This is a genomic window from Ligilactobacillus aviarius subsp. aviarius DSM 20655 (assembly GCF_001436315.1).
Taxonomy (GTDB): domain Bacteria; phylum Bacillota; class Bacilli; order Lactobacillales; family Lactobacillaceae; genus Ligilactobacillus; species Ligilactobacillus aviarius.
The window spans coordinates 165,276-185,956 of record NZ_AYZA01000016.1 but is presented as its reverse complement, the minus strand read 5'-3'; the positions used below and the strand labels follow the sequence as shown (position 1 = coordinate 185,956).

Genomic DNA, 20,681 nt, shown 5'->3' with positions numbered 1-20,681 from the left:
GTGACATTAAAATCACAGCTTTTTTCTTACTCTTCTGTCTTCTTTGCAATTCTTCCCTGTTGAATATAAACTGCAAGAATTGAGATATCAGCTGGATTGACCCCACTGATCCGACTGGCTTGAGCCAACGTTTCGGGTTGAATCTTCGTTAATTTTTCAACCGCTTCCGTTGCTAACCCGTCAATTGCCTTGTAGTCAATATTTGCAGGAATCTTTTTGGCTTCCATCCGGTGAAGCTTTTCAACTTTTTCTTCCGCCTTCTTGATGTAGCCTTCATATTTGTACTGGATTTCAATCTGTTCAATAACCCGCTTATCAAGTTCATGATCCGGAGCAGGAATGAATTTCAACAAGTCTTGATAGCTCATATACGGCCGCCGTAACATGTCACTGGCTAATACGCCATCCTTCAATGCTTTGTCGCCATGAGCTTCAAGATAAACATCAATTTCCGGATTTGGTTTGATTCGAATTGATTCAAGCCGCTTCTTTTCATCTTCAATGTCTTGCCGTTTTTGAACAAATTTTGCATACCGTTCATCTGAAATCAAACCGATCTCATGCCCGATATCCGTTAACCGCAAGTCCGCATTATCATGCCGTAAAATTAAACGATATTCAGCCCTAGAAGTCAACAACCGGTATGGCTCATTCGTTCCCTTTGTAACCAAGTCATCGACCAAAACGCCAATGTAAGCATCGCTCCGTTTAAGCACGATTTCTTTCTTGCCTAAAGCGTGCCGGCCGGCATTGATTCCAGCAATCAACCCTTGACCAGCAGCTTCTTCGTAACCTGACGTTCCGTTGATCTGACCTGCCGTATAAAGACCCTTGATCAACTTAGTTTCAAGGGTTGGCCGTAATTGATACGGGGAAACAACATCGTATTCGATTGCGTATCCCGGACGCATCATTTCGGCATCTTCAAGGCCCTTAACATTGTGAATCATTTGTAACTGAACTTCTTCAGGCAATGAAGTTGATAAGCCATCAATGTAGTACTCATCCGTCTTCCGTCCTTCAGGTTCAAGGAAAAGTTGATGCCGGTCTTTGTCAGCAAACCGAACGACCTTATCTTCAATTGATGGGCAGTAACGTGGCCCAACGCCTTCGATTACCCCGGTAAACATTGGAGCGCGATCTAGATTATCCCGAATGATTTGATGAATCTTTTCATTGGTGTAAGTTAACCAGCAGGATAATTGATCTTTAACTGGGATATAGTCATCATCTGAACTTTCAAAACTAAAGTGATTTGGTTCTGCATCTCCAGGTTGTTCTTCGGTTTCATCATAATGAATCGTGTTCCCATCGATTCGTGGCGGCGTCCCGGTCTTAAACCGGACAATATCAAAACCGTACTTTTCTTCAAGGTTTTTCGTTAATTCAAGGGCTGGTTGCGAGTTGTTCGGACCTGATGAATACATTAATTCCCCGATGATAATCTTCCCGCGAGAAGATGTTCCAGTCGTTAAAACAACGGTTTTGGCACCATAATGAGCACCAGTACTTGTAATAACTCCCTTAACTTCTCCATCTTCAACGATCAAATCATCAACCATTCCTTGACGCAACGTTAAGTTTGGTTCTTCTTCAAGCGTATGCTTCATTTCAATTGAATACTGCCGTTTATCAGCCTGAGCTCGTAATGCACGAACAGCTGGTCCTTTACTTGTATTCAACATCCGCATTTGAACATAAGTTTTATCGATGTTCTTTCCCATTTCGCCACCTAAAGCATCAATTTCGCGAACAACGGTTCCCTTGGCAGGGCCACCAACAGATGGATTACATGGCATGAATGCAACCATTTCAAGGGTGATTGTGAGTAATAATGTTTTGTTGCCCATTCGAGCAGCAGCCAATGCAGCTTCACAACCGGCATGGCCTGCACCAACAACGATTACATCGTAGTCTTTTGCCTTATAAGGTTTTCCTTTTGCTACTTCCATTGTTTCCTCCCTAATTTATTTTCCTAAACAGAACTTACTGAATAATTCATCCAATAATTCATCTTGATATGAATCTCCGGTAATTTCACCTAGATCTTCCCATGCATCGCGCATATCTGTTTGACACAAATCAACCGGCATTCCGTTCTTAATTCCGACTAAAACTGCATCAAGTGAGTCAGCTGCTTTATTTAATAAGGCAACATGGCGGGCATTGTTAATGATGACTTCATTTTGAGAACTTTCAATTCCGCTTGCAAACATATCTTTAATTCGTTGTTCAACATCTTCTACACCAATGTCATTTGGAATTGACGTTTGAATGATATTTTCTTTTCCAACGAGATCTTCGACTTCATCAATTTCGATTTTTTGTGGCAGATCCGTCTTATTCAAGATCACGATCCGCTGCTTATCCTTAGTTAAATCAATTAATTGCCGATCTTCATCCGTTAATGGTTCGCTTGCATTCAATACTAAAAGGACTAAATCACCTTGATCAATTGCCTTCCGTGAACGTTCAACTCCGATTTTTTCGACCTTATCTTCTGTCTCACGAATTCCAGCTGTATCGATCAATTTCAATGGGATTCCTTTAATATTGACATATTCTTCAATTACATCACGGGTTGTTCCGGCAACATCAGTAACAATTGCCTTATCTTCATGTAAAAGATAATTTAAAAGACTTGATTTCCCAACATTTGGTCGGCCAACAATTGCTGTTGCGAGTCCTTCACGTAAAATCTTTCCACCTTGAGCAGTTTCAAGCAACTTATCAATTTTCTTCTTAACTTCGATCGTCCGTTCCTTCAAAAGTTTTGTGGTAATCATTTCTGTCCCATCATATTCAGGATAATCAATATTAACTTCAACCTTTGATAAGGTATCAAGAATTTCTTCACGCAATCCACGGATCAACTTTGCTAAACTTCCACCAAGATGATCAAGCGCTAACTTGGCTGAACGGTCAGTTTTAGCCTTGATAATATCAAGGACTGATTCTGCTTGGGTCAAATCGATTCGACCGTGAAGAAAGGCCCGTTCAGTAAATTCACCTGGATTAGCCATCCGCGCACCGTTTGTCAGCAATAATTGCAGAATCTTGTTGGTTGGAACGATTCCGCCGTGACAGTTAATTTCAACAATGTCTTCCCGGGTATATGTTTTCGGTGCCCGCATAACGGTTACCATAACTTCATCGACGGTTTCGCCGTTTTTCGGATCAATAATATGCCCGTAATTGATCGTGTGCGTTGGGACCTTTGTTAAGTCCTTTCCCTTAAACATCTTCATGACGATTGGCAATGCGTCGTCCCCGCTTAAACGCACGATTGAAATTGCACCTTCACCAGGCGGAGTCGAAATTGCAGCAATTGTATCATATTCTGTTTGTTCTTCTACCATTTCCGAATCCCTTTCTTCACTAATTTAGTTTGAAAAAATAAAAAAGTGCCTCCACCACACCAATTAGCGACTACTAAAAAGCGTGGATAAAGCACTTTGACTACTTTATCTACTATTCAAACTATCTCGTGGTTAATCTTACTTGGTTATTTTTTAAAAGTCAAGAAATCACCATAATAAAAAAAACTCTAATCTATGTAACCATAGATTAGAGAAAAAGGATTGTATATTTGGAGTATGTTAGGTAGCAAATAACTAGGGATGTTATTTACTATGCTTTTAGTATGCCCCGTAATTATGAATTTTATATGACGATTTTTAGCAAAAGTTTTAACTTCTCTTTCCTATTGCTTGCGCTTTTTATGATGGCCGAAATCAAGCCGGGTAAGGATTTCTGAAACCGTCAATGCGGCAACTTTTAACAAAGATGGCCGCTTTGAAGTTCCATGATGATTTTCGCCCACTTGAGGCAATCGCTGGTTCAAGACTGCCGGCTTTTGAATTTCAGGTTGCGGCGCTGTCCGTAATTTGCGCTGTAATTCTTCGATTTCTTGTTGGCAATCCAATCCTTTGCGTTTCGCCACCGTTAACTGGTTGATCTTTTCGGCTAACTCTTGTTGGATATTTTCACGTTTCCGGGTTTCGCGTTGAACAGCTTCCTTTGCCCGCCGTAATTCAGCCCGCAAACTTTGCATCCGGTTATTCGCATTTTGGAGAACCGCTAACCGATTTTGGTAATCAACCAAAAGCTGCTCATCGTTCGCTAACTTTTCTTTTGTAGCTTGAAGGGTCGCAGCTGCGTCACCTTGAAGAAGACTTGTTTGGTTTTTGACTTCCGTTAGGTTTTCCTTCACATCCGCTAACTTCCGTTCAGCTCCCCGTAAATTATACCGGGCAGTATTCAAATCGATCTGCTTCGTTTGAAGTTTTTCCCGTGCCTGCTGAACATCTTGATCAGCCGCGTCGCTGATTGCAACCTTTGCCTTTTCAACTGCCTGAGCTTCGCGCTGAACGATTTGGTTTGCTCCATCAACGTTCTTTTGAACTTCAGCCTGCGTTTCTTCAAGGGCTTTTTGCTGTTCATTCAGCCGCTTGATTTGGGCTTCATCTTCCGCTGAACGTTTGCCCGTGTCCTTTGCATCTTTTAATTCATCGATTCGTTGCCGATCGATCAAAATATCATTTTGCTTATTGCTGATTTTTTGACTCAGCTTATTGATATTTTCAATCGTGGCACTTTGAAGATCTTGCTGCGCCTGAACTTTTTGTTCTTCAATGCGTTGTTGTTCGGCTTGTGCGGTTTGAGCCGCCTGCTTTGCTTGATCTGCTTGCCGGTGCTGAGTATCGACCGCCGTTTGCAACTGTTCAATTTCATGACTTAATTCACGCAATTTAGTTTGCGCCGCATCAAGCTGACCTTCAAGGGACGCCCGCCGTGAAGATGCCGTTGGGGTGGCAGATTCCACCGTCACAGCTGATGATTGGGCTTCTGCTTTGCGCCCCTTTACAATTTTTTTCAAAGCAGATGTCCTCTGATCAAAAACTGATGATTTCTTCATTCGGATACCTCTTTTGCTAAATATCGGATTTAATCGTTTCAAATAAAATCACTTTAATTTTACCATTTTGTAATGATCGATGTGAAGAATAATCCAAGATTTTACCAGCTTTTAACCCTTTGATCGGCAAATTTCAAAATTTAGATTGTAATCAGTAAGCCTTCACCTCAATTTCTGTTATAGTTAGGATTAAAGACTCAGCGGAGGAGGAATTTGAATGGCAACAGCCAATCATTCAAAACAAATCAGTAAACCCTGGCTTTCCTGGGCTTTTTGGATCATCTGCTTTTTTGGAATTAATATCCTGCTTGCAGTTGTTCAGGAAAAATTAAACATTACCTTTTTTAAGGGCCAACTACTGCTTCAAGGCGGATGCGAAATTGGCATCATTATCGCCACTTTATTAATTAACCATTTTTATACCAAAGAAAAATTCCATTTCAGCAACTGGAATATCTTCCTGCGCTCTTGGATGGTCGACCTTTTTATCGGCTATTACATCATCGCAATTATTTTAAATCATAATCAAATGCATCATATTGGATTTTATTTCGTTTTAGCGGCTCTAATTGGGATCGCCGAAGAATTCACCTTTCGCGGAATGATTCTTGGAAGTCTGATTCATAATTGGCGGGGAAAAAATCCAATTTTAGGCGGCGTGCTTTTAAGCAGCTTGATTTTTGGCCTTACTCACGCCGTTAATGCTTTTTCGCAGCCGCTCCCGAATACCATTGTCCAAATTGTGGTCGCTTTTTCTTTGGGAGTGATTTTAGCATTCATGTATTTGCGGACAAATAATTTGATCACCCCGATTTTGTTCCATATGCTCGTGGACTTTACCTCGATTAGTTTGACCAACACCACCGAAAGTCAAGCCGGGTGGAACACCGCGCTTCCAATTCTCATCGTGGCATTACTAGTTTTGTTCTTCCAGCTTAAGCCGCGCCCCCGGAAACAGATCGAGCATGATTTTAATTTATAATTACTTTATCCGTGCTTTTTAGCTTTAAAATTTGTAAAATTAAAATATACGAAACGGAGATGAGTACTTTGCAATTAATCACGCGGAATAATGCTTCAGTAATGATTCAAAAGCGAATGAAGACCGGCAAACGGCTTCATGTGATCCTGACAACATGGAAGCGGGATCGGAAAATTGAAATTACCCAAAATGGTGGTAATTACCAGTTAAATGAAAATGGTTTTAAACATTTTCAAGCTTCAAAATTAAATCAACAAAAATGCATTTCGGTTTTAAAAGAACGGATGAATATCGAATTCCCTCGGAGTCACCAGATTTACATTGCATTTAAATAAAAAAATTGCACCATTCAGCATGGTGCAATTTTTTTATTTTGCAGCTTCCATCATTTCTTGATACATGTGGTGCATCTTTTCAATAATCTTTTTCCCTTGCTCCTTTAATTGATCATTTCCCGGGAAATCATGCGGATCACGGTAGATCAATTCCGTTTGGTCATTCTTTGCGATTAATAAAACCTTGATCGGTAATTCAAAGGTAACATCATCATTTTCCTGCATCAATAATGTGCCAACTTTCGGATTACCAAAAATAATCAACCGGGTTTCAGGAATTTCAAGGCCAACATTGTCGGCTTCGGCCTTTTGATCAATGTTATCAAAAACCTTGAATCCTTTCCCGTGAATAAAGTCAACGACCTTTTTTTCGACCGTATCAATGTTTGAGTTAACAATAACGTGTTCCATTGCTTCCGCTTCCTTTCTTAATTTTAATTATACCGTTAATTCCACTTTTATTTGAATTTCATGCCTGCTTTAAATTTAATTCATCTGGGATATGTATTAAAATATAGTAATAAAAATAAAGTTAAGGACTAAATTATGACTGAAAAGAAAAATACAAAAGATTTTAAACGGGTATGGATCACGTTACTGTTATGGCTATGCGGAATGTTACTTTTACACATCATTTGCCGGGCACTTCATGTCCGAATCAATGCAAATGATATGCTGATCAGCAACTTAATCACCATTGTCATCGCTCTTGCAATCAATTGGCTGTATACCAAAGAAAAAATCTATTTTGAATGGTATGGTTTCAAACGAATTGGCTGGCTTTTAGTTTTTGCATTGATTTTTATAATTGCGATCAACGCAATGTTTAAGACTGTTCCGTCGACAACTTCCCTTGAAATTTCATTCAGTCCATTTTTCTGGCTGTTTTTCATTCTGGCATCCGCAACGATTCCGGTCATCATGTTCTATGCCATTTTAATGCCCGCGATGATTCATAATTGGCAAACCTCTTCCAATGTTATTCTTAAAAGTTTAATCTTAAGTTCTGCGTTGTTTAGTATTTTTGAAGTGTTTATTCTCAATAACATGTACGGCGGTGTTCTCTCAACGATTTACCAGCTCGTTGCAGAATTTGCATTCGGCCTGATGTGCGGGCTCTTTTACTTACGAAGCGTCAACATCATCGTTTCGATTTTCTTTGGTTTTATCGAAACGTTCTGTGCGGTGATCCTAACCCACATTGCACCGTTATTTGGGAATGGAATTATTAATATTATTTTCTTCCTGCTATTTATCTATTTAGTATTAAAAATCACTCTTCGACCACAAAATATTAAACAAATTGAAAAAGATTTTAAACTTAATTGATTATAATAAGACATCAGTTAGAAGGAGGAATTTAAATGTTACATTTAATTTGGGTCCTAATTATTGGGGCCGTTATTGGTGCAATTGCGGGTTGGCTGACAAACCGGCGGGGTTCAATGAGCTGGATTGCGAATATCATTGCCGGTTTGATTGGTTCCGCGCTTGGCGAACATCTCCTCGGATTTTGGGGACCTGTAATTGCAGGAATGGCAATTATCCCGTCAATCATTGGGGCTGTCATTCTTGTCCTAATCGTTTCACTTGTTTTAAAACTTTTGATTAAATAAAAGCAGCGGAGGCTGTGACGAATGTCACAGTCTCCGCTTTTGTTTCACATGAAACCTAGAACCAGGTCGTTAAATAATGACTGTCCTGAATCTGTTCTTGGCGGTGGTTTGGAAAATCCTGCCCAATATCAGTAAAGATTCCATCAACACCCCAGTTGAATAACTGATTAGCCCGATCGATCTTATCAACTGTCCAAACGTTAATTTCGTAACCGGCTTTCTTTAGCCGCCGCACTTTCGCAGCCGTTAATCGCCGGTTATCCGGGTGAATAATTTTAGTATTTAAAAGACCTGTTAAGGGTTTTGCTAATGAAAGAGTATATTGGTTAAACAGGCACGCATATTCTAAATCCGGTCGTATCTGTTTCATCTTCATTAAAATATTTGGATAAAATGAGGAAATGACCACCCGAATTTGCGAATCGATGCGATCGATTCGGTTTGCTAACTGCCGCACCATTGAACGGGTTAATCGAGCGGCATCCTTGCCGTTGATCGGCTTGATTTCTAAATTGAGATTAATTTGATTCCGGTTAACAAAATCAATCACATCATCAAAGGTTGGAACTTTTTCATTTCTAAATTTCGAATCAAACCACGCCCCTGCAGATAACCGATGTAGTTCTTCAAAATTAAGCGCTGTTACCCGCCCATGCCCGTTTGTCGTCCGGGCAACATCGCCATCATGCATAATTACCAATTTTTCATCACTCGTGATTGCGAGATCCGTTTCAAGCCAATTTACATTGTATCGTGGCATCAATTCAAACGCCGCCATTGTATTTTCAGGCGCTAACGTAGACATTCCGCGATGCGCAATTATTTTATGCTGTCCCATCCTGCTCACTTTCCTTTGCTTAAATTAGCTTTATTTTAATCTTTTTCAGCTAATAAAAAAAGATGGGACTGGGCGGTCTCATCTTCAACGCTTCCGAAAGCTCTACCATAAATTATAAAGGGGTCAAGAGCAAGGCGAGCCTTCGCAAGCAACTGACTAAACAATGGTCTAGGTTAATCATTTTCAGTATCGGTTGGGAGAGGATACTATTTCATAGATTATATCTATTGTCAAAGAGTAAATACATTGTGAACATGTATTTGACGGTTTAAATATTCGTACAATAATAAGTTTGAGTAAGTGAAAATTAATACCACTGTTTGTCATTATTAAAGTGTTTATCTTCTACATAGAACCTATCTATGTTCAATTACTATATTATTCTTTTCTAATAAAAATAATTTAAAATTTCCTGAATTCTAATTTTTCTTTCCTGAATAATTTTACTTAACCTTTTCTTTACCTTTTTACTGGATCAATCCGTACATCCATTACGGCGAGATCATCAGACCGAGGCCGAGTAAAAAGGCAATAACTCCTAAAGCAAGGCCACAATACAATGCGAGCGGACTAAAGGCATTATCCGTTCCCTTCGTTGTTAAAAAATGATGATACTTCCACGTTGCATAAAACTGCCATAGTCCAATTAAAAATAAAACAACCCCAAAAATTCGCATTAATAACATCATAACTTCCTTCTTTCCCCTGAAATTAATTTCTATTATATTTAGCTTTCCATCTTTTGCAAACGTTTTATAAAAAAGAAGCCGGCCTTCGCCGACTTCTTTAGCATTCAACTAATCATTTTTTCAACCGTTCAACGTCCCGTGCGATCATTAATTCTTCATTCGTTGGGACTCGTAACACGGCAATCTTTGAATCCGCAGTTGAAACAACGCCATCCACGTTAGCATCATTTTTCGCATCATCCATTGCCACGCCCATAAATGAAAGCCGGTCGATTACCCGTTTCCGGATCGCCCCTTCGTTTTCACCAATTCCGGCAGTAAAGACAATCGCATCTAAGCCGCCCATTTCAACGTAGTATTGACCGATATAGCGGACAATATTTTTTACAAAAAGCCGAATTGCAAGGGATGCACGTTGGTCGCCATCCTTTTCGGCAGCCTGTAAGTCACGCATATCAAGTGACCGCCCTGATACGCCAAGCAACCCTGACTTTTTATTCAACGTGTCTAAAATTGCGTCAACATCCGTTGTTTGCATCTTTTTCATTACATATGCAACTAATGAAAAGTCGACATCCCCTGACCGGGTTCCCATTGTAATTCCGGTCAACGGAGTAAAGCCCATTGAAGTATCAAATGACTTGCCGTCTTTAATGGCACACATTGAAGAACCAGCGCCCAAGTGGCAGGTGATCATCTTTAAGTCTTTTAACGGTTTGCCTAAATATTCAGCTGCCTTTTCCGCAACAAATTGGTGGCTTGTTCCGTGAGCACCGTAACGCCGCACGCCATATTTTTCATACCATTCATACGGCGTACTGTACATGTAATTTTCTTCTGGTAACGTTTGGTGAAAGGCCGTATCAAAAACAGCGACCGCCGTTGCGTCTGGTAACAATTTTTTAAATTCTTGAATTCCAATCAAATTATTCGGATTATGTAATGGTGCAAAATCAGCTAGTTCGTCAATTTTTTGAATTACATCATCATCAATTACGACTGACTGATCAAAATATTCGCCCCCGGCAACGACCCGGTGGCCGACTCCTGTAATCTCTTCAAAATCATCGACGATTTTAAGTTCCTTCAATAACCGTAGCATCTCTTTGATGGCGACCGCATGATTAGCAAGTGGTAATTTTTCCGTATATTGCTTACCATCGCCGTAAACGATCTTAATTGCTGAACCGTCAAATCCAATCCGTTCAAGTAATCCCTTTGCAATTTCCTTTTCTTCCGGCATCAAGTATAATTTGAACTTCAAAGTTGAACTTCCTGAGTTAATAACTAATGTCTTTTCCAATTGAATTTCTCCCTTAAATGCAAAAAATCTAAGATGAAGATACCATTAAGTAAAGTACATTGCAAGCAACTTTTCCATTCATTATTAAGATTTTACTCTCTAGAAAACTAATTTATAACAAATTTTTAAATAAAATCAAAAAAACAGCAACCTCGCACACACGCGGTTGCTGTTATAAGCTTTGCAACTATTTCCGTTTACTCTTATAAGCTTTCCGTTTAGCTTTTTCAAGCCGTTTCTTCCGGGCCTTTTCAGCCGCTTCTTTTTCTTCGCGTTCCCGCCGAATCTTAAATGGATTCTGAAGTAACAATGTCTGACCTACTGAAAATGCGTTCGTTACAACCCAGTAGATTGACAATGCAGACGGTAAATTAAAAGCAATGAAACCAGTCATGATCGGCATGAAGTACAACATCATGTTATTCATCATGTTGTTTGTTCCTTCCGGCTGACCCATCATTGATAATTTCGAAGTTAAGAATGTAAAGATTGCAGCCAAAATCGGCATAATGTAGTATGGATCTTTTTCACCCAAGTGCATCCATAAGAAATCACCATTCTTTAAGATTGGTGACCGCCAAATTGCTTGATACAAGGCAATCAAAATTGGCATTTGGATCAGCATTGGCAAGCATCCTGCCATTGGATTGATTCCGGCTTCAGCATAAAGTTTTTGCTGTTCTTCGCTTAACTTTTGCATCGATTCCGGATCCTTTCCAGGATACTTCTTTTGCAATGCCATCAATTTCGGTTGAATTTCTTGGGTCTTCCGCATACTCTTCATCTGGTAGAACATCAACGGTAAGATAATAATTCTGACAATAATTGTAAAGACCACGATTCCCCAGCCGTAGTTGTGGCCAAAGAAATTACTCAGCCACTGAATAGCCCGGACGAAATTCCAAATAATGTAGTGATCCCAGAAACCTGTACTATGAGATGTAATGGGCGCATTACTTGTACATCCGCCTAAAAGCAAGGCCAGTGATAAAGTGCCAAGAATCGCAACGTTTCTTTTTGTACGTCGTTTCATTACTTTTGTAATTCCTCACTTTTCGCTTTGTTATTTGCAGGCAAAACCTTTGCTAACCGTAAAACATGACTCAAATGTTTTTTAACTTCGGCCGTTGACATCCACGCAACTGTCGGCCGCGCAATAACAAGAAAATCGCAATCCTGTTTCAATTGCGGCTTAAGATCCGTTAATGTTTGCCGAATCCGACGTTTGACCCAATTTCGCGCAACGGCATTCCCAATCTTTTTCCCAACTGAGATGCCGACCCGAAAATGAATCTGCCCCGGCTTTTCAAGCATGTAAACGACAAATTGGCGGTTCGCACATGATTTACCCTTCGTAAAAACCGTTTGGAATTCTGCTTCTTTTTTGACGCGATATGATTTTCTCATTGTCGATCTCCTAAATGGACTTATCCGAATGCTCTTTAGATAAGAAAAAAGACCACTGACGGTCCAGTGATCTATGCAGACAATACTTTTCTACCTTTACGGCGTCTACGTGCTAACACATTGCGACCGTTCTTTGTACTCATACGCTTACGGAAACCATGTACGCGTTGACGGTGACGTTTCTTAGGTTGGTATGTTCTCTTCATGAATTCCACCTCCTTATTTTTAGATGTTAAAACTATCTAAATTGTTGTATCAAAATAGTCTTCAAACAGACTTACTTTGTAAGTTTAACATACAAATTTTAAGTTGAAAAGCGATTTTTCCAAACCAAGGTGATTTTTCAGCTTTGATATGCCGCTTGTTATCCCCGATTTCGCTCTCATGTTTTTGGAATAATTGTGAATTGCCAAAAATAAACTCACAGCTTTTTAGACAGACATATCCACAATTAACATCCCGTGAATTTGAAATTTGTGATTTTTTGATAATTCTGTGGATAAGTCAATGAATCATTGATAAATTAACGTTTGATTTTAGATGGTTTCCGTGAATAACGGCCAAATAAGATGATCTTTTCCACAATAAATCAATGCTTGTGGATAATTAAACTAACACCCGTGATTTTGAATTTTTTTATTTTTCACACCTGTGGAAAACTATTTTTTTTAATGCTACAATGGACGTATAAATTTTTTATAAAAGGAGGGGCAGTTTCGTGCTTGAACCAGAACTCGATTCCTTATGGAAAATTATTTTCGACGGTTTGCACGGCTCATTTAACGATATTGCGTTTAATACTTGGATCAAGCCGGCCAAACCTATCGAGTTTAAAAATGACACCCTTGTCATTGAGGTCCCATTTCAAATGGTTAAAGAATATTGGGAACGAAATATCAGTGAAACGATCATTGACCTGCTTGAACCCGCGATTGGACGGCGAATCAATATCGTAATTCGTTCCGCAGCAGATGATAACGATGAACCATCGAATCAAGCAGCTGAGAATACCCTAAACACTGAAGCTGAGGAGCAGATCCCAGCAGCATCGAAAAAAAAAGCTTCTAATAATAACTTCGTTCATAACAATCAGTTAAATAGCGATTATACGTTTGAAAAGTTTGTTGTTGGGAATGGAAACAAAATGGCGCATGCCGCCGCATTAGCCGTTGCGGAAGATCCCGGACGGGTTTATAATCCGCTTTTCATTTACGGGGGTGCCGGATTAGGTAAGACCCACTTAATGCAAGCCATCGGTCATACGATTTTGCAACGTGATCCGACAGCGAAGGTTAAGTACGTTTCAAGCGAGGCGTTTGCAAACGACTTTATTAATTCGATTCAATTAAAAAACCAATCTGAATTTCGGGATGAATACCGGAACGTTGATCTTTTACTCGTTGACGATATCCAATTCTTAGCAAATAAAGTCGGGACACAGGAAGAATTCTTTAATACATTTGAAACTCTTTTCCAAAATAACAAACAAATTGTTCTTACGGCTGATCGGTTGCCAAACGAAATTCAAAACCTTCAAACCCGGTTGGTTACCCGGTTCAAGATGGGCTTGCCGGTTGACATTACGCCCCCGGATTTTGAAACCCGAATTGCAATTTTGCGTGAAAAGTCGCAATCGCTTGGATTAGATCTTCCAGATGAAGCATTAAACTATATTTCTGGTCATTTTGATTCTAGTGTGCGTGATTTGGAAGGGGCGTTATCGCGAATCAAAGTCTTTACGTCAATGACGGACGCCCCGATTACGACCAGCATGGTTGCGGAAGCTCTCCGCGGATTAGTTGGTCAGGGAGCAACCAAGGAAATTACGATTCCGATTATTCAAAACAAGGTTGCGAAGTACTTTAACGTCACCGTAACCGACCTTAAAGGCAAGAAACGGGTTAAATCAATCGTCATGCCGCGGCAAATTGCGATGTATCTTTCACGGGAATTGACGGATGCATCCCTTCCGAAAATTGGTCAAGAATTTGGCGGCAAGGATCATACAACCGTAATTCATGCGCATGAAAAAATTCAAACTGAACTTTTGACAAATAAAGATCTTCAAAACGATATCAAAGAAATCAAAGATCAGTTACAGGTCTAGTTGTGGACAAATGTGAATCAATTAGATTTTTTATCCACAGCATATCCACAAGGGAAACATAGTAAAATCATTACTTTTTAAAAGTTTTCCACAGGAATAACAGGACTTAATACTATTACTAATTAATAATTACTATATATATTAATTAAGGAGCTAGCTTATTTATGAAATTTACAATTAAGCGCAACGCATTTATTAAGAAACTAACCGATGTTCAACGGGCAATTTCTTCTAAAACCGCAATTGAGATTTTAACTGGATTAAAAATCACGGCGACTGAAAATTCAATTACATTAACCGGAAGCGATTCTGATATTTCAATTGAAAATGAAATTTCAACGGATGACAGCAATTACGAATTACTAATTGATGAACCAGGATCAATCGTTTTACCAGCACGGTTCTTTAGTGAAATTATCAAACGCCTTCCAGAAAATACATTTACAATTGAAGTTAATGATCATTTCCAAGCCACCATTACATCTGGTCAAACGGAATACCAAGTTAACGGGGTTGACGCTGATAACTATCCACACTTGCCTGAAATCGATACGAATGAACAATTAACGATTCCGGCAGACATTATGAAACAAGTTATTAATCAAACAGTTATTGCGGTATCAACGCAAGAAAGCCGGCCATTGTTGACTGGGGTTCATTTGACGATCAAAGATGGCGAATTACATGCGGTTGCAACGGATTCTCACCGTTTAAGTCAACGGAAAGTGAAATTGTCAGGCGCTGAAAACATCGATTATGACATTATTGTTCCGGGACGTTCATTGGTTGAACTTTCACGAATGATTGCTGATTCAACCGGTAGTTTAGAAATTCAAATTGCTGAAAATCAAATTTTGTTTAACTTTGATAACACGGCATTTTATTCCCGCCTTCTTGAAGGGATGTATCCAGACACAGACCGGCTGATTCCTCAAAGTTCAGAAACCGAAATCGAATTAAACGCGGTTAGTCTGCTTCATGCGATTGAACGGGCTTCATTGTTATCTCATGAAGGCCGGAATAATGTTGTTAAATTAAGTTTGAACAGCGAAAACCAAACCGCAGTTTTATCAAGTAACTCACCCGAAGTCGGAAACATTGAAGAAGAATTACAATTCGATAAGTTGACGGGAAATGATATTGAAATTTCCTTCAACCCGGATTACATGAAAGCTGCATTACAAGCATTTGGCCAAGCAGAAGTTAAGTTATCATTAACATTGCCATTGCGGCCATTTACGTTAATGCCAACGGAAGACAGTGAAGACTTTATTCAACTGATTACTCCAGTTCGGACGTACTAATTGGAACGTAAAAGACGGTGACGCAGTCACCGTCTTTTTTACTTTTTGTAAGCAAAATTCGTGACAAACGATAAAATAAAATTTACAATTACATTTTGTAAAATCGATTGTAAATTTTTTGCGATAATAAGTTGTGCAAAATATAAATTGAAAAGGGATGAGCATATCAATGAATACGGTAAAGAAAGTGCCGCGAAAGTATATTTATTTCTTCGGTTCATTTGGCGGAATCCTCTTTGGTTATGACATTGGAGTTATGACCGGAGCCTTGCCGTTTTTGCAGATCGACTGGAATATGCACTCCGCATTTTGGGAAGGATGTATTACTTCATCCTTAATGTTTGGTGCAATTTTCGGCGGAATGCTTGCGGGTCACTTAACTGATAAGATCGGGCGGAAACGGGTATTATCGTTTTCAGCGCTGATTTTCATTGCGGGATCACTGCTTTCAGCATTTGCACCGCGAAACGGATATATTTACTTGTCGTTAGTCAGAGTTTTCTTGGGGCTATCGGTTGGAATGATTTCCGCAACGGTTCCAAATTACATGTCGGAAATGACTCCCGCAAAGTCACGGGGAAGATTATCCGGAATCAACTTTACAATGATTGCCCTGGGCACGTTGCTTTCATACGTCGTTGACTATTTTTTGCAATATCTCCCAGCAACGTTTGCATGGCGGACAATGTTAGGAATGGCAGCTGTTCCGGCGTTGATTCTATTTTTAGGAAGTTTAAATCTTCCAGGATCACCACGGTATTTAGTAAGAAATGATCGGATCGATGAAGCCCGGCAAGTTCTTCAACTTGTTCAACCATGTGCGCAGGCTGAAAAGGAAATTCAAGATATTCAAAATATTAAGAACGTTGAGGATCAAAGTAAAGACCAGCAGAAATTAAGCAAGATGTTTACGGGCAAATACCGTTACTTGGTAATTGCCGGGGTCGGCGTTGCAGCCTTCCAACAATTCATGGGAGTAAATGCTATTTTTTACTACATTCCACTGATTGTTGCCAAGGCAACGGGCCATGCAGCCGCTTCAAATTTAATGTGGCCGGTAATTGAAGGCTTGATTTTAGTATTATCATCATTTATTTTTCTAGCAATTGCGGATAAGTTTAATCGTCGGACATTATTGATCTTTGGCGGAACCGGAATGGGATTAGCATTTATTTTGCCAGTCGTGATCAATACCATGTTTAGCCACGTTAATCCATTGATCACGATTATCTTCTTATGTATTTACGTTGGCTTCTATGGATTTACATGGGCGCCGTTAACGTGGGTCATTGTTGGTGAAATTTTCCCCCTTGCGATTCGGGGGAAGGCTGCCGGAACGGCTTCAGCGTTTAACTGGGTCGGAGCATTTGCAGTTGGATTGATTTTCCCATTGATGACGGCTTCAATGTCGCAAGAAACAGTTTTCGCAATTTTTGGCGTGATCTGTTTGCTTGCCGTCGCCTTTGTGATCTTTAAGGTTCCAGAAACAAAGGGGCATACGCTTGAAGAAATCGAACGGCGCGGAGTGCGTGAAAGTCAAAAATAATTAAATTTAAATTTAAACGAGGTTACCAAGATGGTAATCTCGTTTTTTATGCTTAAAATTCAAAATAAGCATTTTTACCATTGATTAATGGATTCCCACTCAACGACGTTAAAAGAGCTTAAAACGCATTTTATCGCGAGTTAAATTGTTTTTGCATCCAAAAAAGGGTATAATTATTAAGTATTAGACTGGTTTTTTGAAGGAGGTTTGACGAATGGAAACCGTTAATCTGAAAACACCTTACATTACCTTAGGCCAATTGTTGAAAATTGCTGATGAAATTTCATCAGGTGGACAGGCAAAATGGTATCTGAGTGAAAATAACGTCAAGGTCAATGGCGAAATTGATGATCGCCGGGGACGGAAACTTTATCCGGATGATAAGGTCGAACTTCCAAACGGCAAAACGTATGTCATGAAGGCGGGCCGCTAAGGAATTGAAGTTAACGGAATTAAACCTCCATCATTTTCGAAACTATGATGAAGCTCAGGTTGAATTTTCACCGCAAATCAATGTTTTGATTGGGGAAAATGCGCAGGGAAAGACCAACTTGTTGGAGTCAATCTACGTTTTAGCAATGACTCGTAGTCATCGAACGAATAATGACCGTGAACTGATTGAATTCGGCAAGGATGCCGCTCAGATCAAGGGAACCGTTCAGCGCGAACTTGGTTCACTGAAGTTGGAACTGGATATCGGGAAACACGGTAAAAAAGCGAAGGCCAACCACCTTGAAAAAGCCCGATTATCCGAATATCTCGGTCAGTTGAACGTGATTTTATTTGCCCCTGAAGATCTTGCCTTAGTAAAGGGCGCGCCAACTGTTCGGCGGCGCTTTATCGATATGGAGTTTGGTCAGGTTTCGCCGAAATACCTGCATGATTTGACCCAGTATCGGGATATCTTGAAGCAGCGCAACCGGTATTTGAAACAACTGCAAAGCCATGAAGCTCAAGATCAGCTGTACCTGGAAGTTTTGTCCGAACAACTGGCAGCGGTTGGCGGTGCAATTATCAGCCAACGGGTTAAATTTTTAAGCGAGTTGGAAGGGTATGCGCAGGAACTTCACCAAAGTATTACCCAGGGAAGGGAAAATTTAACCTTTGAGTATTCAAGTGCCGTTAAGGATGCATCCGCGTTGACCGAGGTTGAACTGTCAGAAGCATTGATGGATTTATACCGGCAAAATCAATCCAAGGAAATTTTCCAAGGAACGACGCTTTATGGACCGCACCGGGATGATGTCCGGTTTTTGATCAACCATAAGAACGTTCAAACGTACGGTTCACAGGGACAGCAGCGGACAACGGCATTGTCAGTCAAACTGGCAGAGATCGATTTAATGAAGAATCAAACCGGCGAGTATCCGATTTTGCTGCTTGATGATGTTTTATCAGAACTTGATGGCGCGCGGCAGACGCACCTTTTAAAAACCATTCAAGACAAGGTTCAGACATTTTTAACAACTCCAGGATTAAGCGATGTTGCCCGGAATTTGATCAAGGAACCGCGGATTTTTCACATTCGTGATGGCCAAATTATTCCTGAAAAGCAAGCAGCGTTGAAAACTGAAGTGTTCTATCCAACGAAACAAGATAAGACCGCGAATAAGGAGTGATATGCATGGCGGAAGATAAAGAACTGCAAGAAGAAATTAAAGAAGAAAAAGCCAAAGAATATGATGCCAGTCAAATTCAGGTCTTAGAAGGGCTGGAAGCGGTCCGGAAACGTCCCGGAATGTACATTGGCTCAACGAGTGAACAAGGGTTACACCACCTTGTATGGGAAATCATTGATAATGGGATCGATGAAGCCCTTGCAGGGTTCGCAACTGAAATCAACGTTACGGTTGAAAAGGATAACAGTATTACCGTTAAGGATAATGGCCGGGGAATTCCGGTCGATATCCAGAAGAAGACTGGACGGCCAGCCTTAGAAACGGTCTTTACGGTTTTGCACGCCGGCGGGAAATTCGGCGGTGGCGGCTATAAGGTATCTGGTGGACTTCACGGGGTTGGTGCTTCGGTTGTTAATGCGTTGTCAACTTCCCTTGATGTTCAGGTTACCCGGGAAGGCGACCCAAATATTTATGCAATGGACTTTAAATTAGGGAAAGTTAATACGGCAATGCATGTGATCGGCCAGACCGGAATTCACGAACATGGAACAACGGTTCACTTTGTGCCGGATCCAGATATCTTTACCGAAACAACGGTTTACAATATCAAGACATTGACGACCCGGATTCGTGAATTAGCTTTCTTGAATAAGGGACTTAAGATCACGATCGATGATAAACGGCCGGAAGAACCAACCCACGAAGAATTCCATTATGTTGGCGGAATCAAACATTATGTTGAATATTTAAATAAGGGCAAGGAAGTTATCTTCCCTGAACCAATTTACGTTGAAGGGGTTCAAAAGGGAATCACCGTTGAAGTTGCATTGCAATACACCAACGATTTCCACTCTAACCTATTAACATTTACGAATAATATTCATACATACGAAGGGGGAACGCATGAATCAGGATTTAAGACAGCGTTAACCCGGGTTATAAATGATTATGCACGGAAGACAGGTCTTTTGAAGGATAATGAATCCAACCTTTCAGGGGAAGATGTCCGCGAAGGTTTAACGGCCGTCGTTTCGGTTAAGCACCCTGACCCGCAGTTTGAAGGCCAAACAAAGACAAAGCTTGGCAACTCCGATGCGCGGGCTGCAACGGATAAGATTTTCAGTGAAGTTTTCAGTAAATTTATGCTTGAAAATCCAACGGTTGCAAAGGAAATCGTTAATAAGGGAATCCTTGCATCCAAAGCGCGGGTTGCCGCCAAGCGTGCACGGGAAGTTACCCGGAAGAAGAACGGGTTGGAAATTTCAAACCTTCCAGGAAAATTAGCTGACAATACAAGTAAAGACCCTGAGATTTCAGAATTATTTATCGTCGAAGGGGATTCAGCCGGCGGTTCAGCTAAGCAAGGCCGTTCACGGTTGACCCAGGCGATTCTTCCAATTCGGGGAAAGATTTTAAACGTTGAAAAGGCCAGCCTTGATCGGATCTTAGCCAATGAAGAAATTCGTTCCCTCTTTACTGCTTTAGGAACCGGATTTGGTGAAGATTTTGACGTTGAAAAGGCAAACTATCACAAGTTGATCATTATGACGGATGCCGATGTCGACGGGGCGCACATTCGGACGTTGTTATTAACATTGTTCTACCGATTTATGCGCCCAATGATCGAAAAGGGTTATGTTTACATTGCCCAACCGCCTTTGTACCAAGTTCGGCAAGGAAAGATGGTCCGGTACATTGACTCAGACGAAGAATTAGACGAAGTTTTAGCTCAATTACCGGCCTCACCAAAGCCAGTTATTCAACGTTACAAGGGGCTTGGTGAAATGGATGCCGAACAATTATGGGAAACAACAATGGATCCTGAGAAGCGGCGGTTGTTACGGGTTCAATTATCAGATGCCGAAGAAGCAAACGGAATCTTTGAAATGCTGATGGGGAACCAGGTTGGTCCGCGGCGGCAATTTATCGAAGAAAATGCAACGTTCGTTGATAACTTGGACGTTTAATCTAAAAAATGAAAAGCTAGATGAAAAATAATTTTCTAGGAGGAGGCAGC

At 40.4% G+C, this 20,681-nt stretch carries 20 protein-coding genes; 10 read left to right on the top strand and 10 right to left on the bottom strand.

The window, feature by feature from the left end:
- Positions 1-26: 26 nt before the first annotated feature.
- From mnmG to FC33_RS03400, 3 genes are all read right to left on the bottom strand, one after another.
- Positions 27-1,952, bottom strand: coding sequence for a tRNA uridine-5-carboxymethylaminomethyl(34) synthesis enzyme MnmG (gene mnmG, locus FC33_RS03410; protein WP_057827220.1), 1,926 nt, complete (start codon positions 1,950-1,952; stop codon positions 27-29).
- Positions 1,953-1,967: 15 nt separating this feature from the next.
- On the bottom strand, positions 1,968-3,359 hold the full coding sequence (gene mnmE, locus FC33_RS03405; RefSeq protein ID WP_057827219.1) for a tRNA uridine-5-carboxymethylaminomethyl(34) synthesis GTPase MnmE: 1,392 nt from the start codon (positions 3,357-3,359) through the stop codon (positions 1,968-1,970).
- Positions 3,360-3,703: 344 nt separating this feature from the next.
- Positions 3,704-4,918: a coiled-coil domain-containing protein gene (locus FC33_RS03400; RefSeq protein WP_057827218.1), complete on the bottom strand. Its 1,215-nt coding sequence runs from the start codon at positions 4,916-4,918 to the stop codon at positions 3,704-3,706.
- A gap of 217 nt (positions 4,919-5,135) precedes the next feature.
- Between FC33_RS03400 and FC33_RS03395 the strand changes: the two genes are divergently transcribed.
- Both FC33_RS03395 and FC33_RS03390 read left to right on the top strand, forming a co-directional pair.
- Entirely contained in the window at positions 5,136-5,900 is a 765-nt protein-coding gene (locus FC33_RS03395) for a CPBP family intramembrane glutamic endopeptidase (RefSeq protein ID WP_057827217.1), read from the top strand.
- 68 nt (positions 5,901-5,968) lie between these two features.
- Complete coding sequence (locus FC33_RS03390) at positions 5,969-6,235, top strand: hypothetical protein (RefSeq protein ID WP_057827216.1); 267 nt, start codon at positions 5,969-5,971, stop codon at positions 6,233-6,235.
- A 33-nt stretch (positions 6,236-6,268) separates the two neighbouring features.
- On the opposite strand, the gene FC33_RS03385 is transcribed toward FC33_RS03390, so the two are convergent.
- Positions 6,269-6,646, bottom strand: a complete 378-nt coding sequence (locus tag FC33_RS03385) for a DUF302 domain-containing protein (protein WP_057827215.1) — start codon at positions 6,644-6,646, stop codon at positions 6,269-6,271.
- 135 nt (positions 6,647-6,781) lie between these two features.
- Here FC33_RS03385 and FC33_RS03380 point away from each other — a divergent pair, with 135 nt between their 5' ends.
- A complete protein-coding gene (locus tag FC33_RS03380) occupies positions 6,782-7,564 on the top strand; it encodes a hypothetical protein (RefSeq protein ID WP_057827214.1) in 783 nt (260 codons plus the stop codon).
- Positions 7,565-7,599: 35 nt separating this feature from the next.
- Positions 7,600-7,851 (top strand): GlsB/YeaQ/YmgE family stress response membrane protein, encoded by a 252-nt coding sequence (locus FC33_RS03375; RefSeq protein ID WP_057827213.1) that lies wholly within the window; start codon positions 7,600-7,602, stop codon positions 7,849-7,851.
- 55 nt (positions 7,852-7,906) lie between these two features.
- Here FC33_RS03375 and FC33_RS03370 read toward each other — a convergent pair whose 3' ends face one another.
- The 6 genes from FC33_RS03370 to rpmH all read right to left on the bottom strand — a co-directional run bounded on the left by FC33_RS03370 (position 7,907) and on the right by rpmH (position 12,294).
- Positions 7,907-8,689 carry a glycerophosphodiester phosphodiesterase family protein gene (locus FC33_RS03370; protein WP_057827212.1) on the bottom strand — a complete coding sequence of 261 codons (783 nt, stop codon included), beginning with the start codon at positions 8,687-8,689 and terminating at the stop codon, positions 7,907-7,909.
- Between the two features lie 491 nt (positions 8,690-9,180).
- Positions 9,181-9,375, bottom strand: coding sequence for a hypothetical protein (locus FC33_RS03365; RefSeq protein WP_057827211.1), 195 nt, complete (start codon positions 9,373-9,375; stop codon positions 9,181-9,183).
- Between the two features lie 115 nt (positions 9,376-9,490).
- Positions 9,491-10,681 (bottom strand): acetate/propionate family kinase, encoded by a 1,191-nt coding sequence (locus tag FC33_RS03360; protein ID WP_057827210.1) that lies wholly within the window; start codon positions 10,679-10,681, stop codon positions 9,491-9,493.
- 187 nt (positions 10,682-10,868) lie between these two features.
- Positions 10,869-11,714, bottom strand: a complete 846-nt coding sequence (locus FC33_RS03355) for a YidC/Oxa1 family membrane protein insertase (protein WP_057827209.1) — start codon at positions 11,712-11,714, stop codon at positions 10,869-10,871.
- Entirely contained in the window at positions 11,714-12,088 is a 375-nt protein-coding gene (gene rnpA / locus FC33_RS03350; RefSeq protein ID WP_057827208.1) for a ribonuclease P protein component, read from the bottom strand. The genes FC33_RS03355 and rnpA overlap by 1 nt, the downstream gene beginning before the upstream one ends.
- Before the next feature lie 71 nt (positions 12,089-12,159).
- Positions 12,160-12,294: a 50S ribosomal protein L34 gene (gene rpmH / locus FC33_RS03345; protein WP_057827207.1), complete on the bottom strand. Its 135-nt coding sequence runs from the start codon at positions 12,292-12,294 to the stop codon at positions 12,160-12,162.
- A 512-nt stretch (positions 12,295-12,806) separates the two neighbouring features.
- Here rpmH and dnaA point away from each other — a divergent pair.
- The 6 genes from dnaA (at position 12,807) to gyrB (ending at position 20,631) form a co-directional block, all read left to right on the top strand.
- Positions 12,807-14,195: a chromosomal replication initiator protein DnaA gene (dnaA, locus tag FC33_RS03340; RefSeq protein ID WP_057827206.1), complete on the top strand. Its 1,389-nt coding sequence runs from the start codon at positions 12,807-12,809 to the stop codon at positions 14,193-14,195.
- Positions 14,196-14,359: 164 nt separating this feature from the next.
- A complete protein-coding gene (gene dnaN / locus FC33_RS03335; protein ID WP_057827205.1) occupies positions 14,360-15,499 on the top strand; it encodes a DNA polymerase III subunit beta in 1,140 nt (379 codons plus the stop codon).
- A gap of 169 nt (positions 15,500-15,668) precedes the next feature.
- Positions 15,669-17,045, top strand: coding sequence for a sugar porter family MFS transporter (locus FC33_RS03330; RefSeq protein WP_057827204.1), 1,377 nt, complete (start codon positions 15,669-15,671; stop codon positions 17,043-17,045).
- Positions 17,046-17,259: 214 nt separating this feature from the next.
- Entirely contained in the window at positions 17,260-17,478 is a 219-nt protein-coding gene (gene yaaA / locus FC33_RS03325) for a S4 domain-containing protein YaaA (protein ID WP_057827203.1), read from the top strand.
- 4 nt (positions 17,479-17,482) lie between these two features.
- Complete coding sequence (gene recF / locus FC33_RS03320; RefSeq protein WP_057827202.1) at positions 17,483-18,664, top strand: DNA replication/repair protein RecF; 1,182 nt, start codon at positions 17,483-17,485, stop codon at positions 18,662-18,664.
- Positions 18,665-18,669: 5 nt separating this feature from the next.
- A complete protein-coding gene (gene gyrB / locus FC33_RS03315) occupies positions 18,670-20,631 on the top strand; it encodes a DNA topoisomerase (ATP-hydrolyzing) subunit B (RefSeq protein ID WP_057827201.1) in 1,962 nt (653 codons plus the stop codon).
- The last annotated feature ends 50 nt before the right edge of the window (positions 20,632-20,681 follow it).

Excerpts from the sequence above, each read along its gene's own strand:
- FC33_RS03355 (WP_057827209.1), bottom strand. The coding sequence starts at position 11,714 with ATGAAACGACGTACAAAAAGAAACGTTGCGATTCTTGGCACTTTATCA.
- rnpA (WP_057827208.1), bottom strand. The coding sequence starts at position 12,088 with ATGAGAAAATCATATCGCGTCAAAAAAGAAGCAGAATTCCAAACGGTT.
- FC33_RS03385 (WP_057827215.1), bottom strand. The coding sequence starts at position 6,646 with ATGGAACACGTTATTGTTAACTCAAACATTGATACGGTCGAAAAAAAG.
- FC33_RS03370 (WP_057827212.1), bottom strand. The coding sequence starts at position 8,689 with ATGGGACAGCATAAAATAATTGCGCATCGCGGAATGTCTACGTTAGCG.
- mnmG (WP_057827220.1), bottom strand. The coding sequence starts at position 1,952 with ATGGAAGTAGCAAAAGGAAAACCTTATAAGGCAAAAGACTACGATGTA.
- rpmH (WP_057827207.1), bottom strand. The coding sequence starts at position 12,294 with ATGAAGAGAACATACCAACCTAAGAAACGTCACCGTCAACGCGTACAT.
- gyrB (WP_057827201.1), top strand. The coding sequence starts at position 18,670 with ATGGCGGAAGATAAAGAACTGCAAGAAGAAATTAAAGAAGAAAAAGCC.
- dnaN (WP_057827205.1), top strand. The coding sequence starts at position 14,360 with ATGAAATTTACAATTAAGCGCAACGCATTTATTAAGAAACTAACCGAT.
- FC33_RS03380 (WP_057827214.1), top strand. The coding sequence starts at position 6,782 with ATGACTGAAAAGAAAAATACAAAAGATTTTAAACGGGTATGGATCACG.
- FC33_RS03330 (WP_057827204.1), top strand. The coding sequence starts at position 15,669 with ATGAATACGGTAAAGAAAGTGCCGCGAAAGTATATTTATTTCTTCGGT.
- mnmE (WP_057827219.1), bottom strand. The coding sequence starts at position 3,359 with ATGGTAGAAGAACAAACAGAATATGATACAATTGCTGCAATTTCGACT.
- FC33_RS03395 (WP_057827217.1), top strand. The coding sequence starts at position 5,136 with ATGGCAACAGCCAATCATTCAAAACAAATCAGTAAACCCTGGCTTTCC.
- FC33_RS03375 (WP_057827213.1), top strand. The coding sequence starts at position 7,600 with ATGTTACATTTAATTTGGGTCCTAATTATTGGGGCCGTTATTGGTGCA.
- FC33_RS03365 (WP_057827211.1), bottom strand. The coding sequence starts at position 9,375 with ATGTTATTAATGCGAATTTTTGGGGTTGTTTTATTTTTAATTGGACTA.
- yaaA (WP_057827203.1), top strand. The coding sequence starts at position 17,260 with ATGGAAACCGTTAATCTGAAAACACCTTACATTACCTTAGGCCAATTG.
- FC33_RS03400 (WP_057827218.1), bottom strand. The coding sequence starts at position 4,918 with ATGAAGAAATCATCAGTTTTTGATCAGAGGACATCTGCTTTGAAAAAA.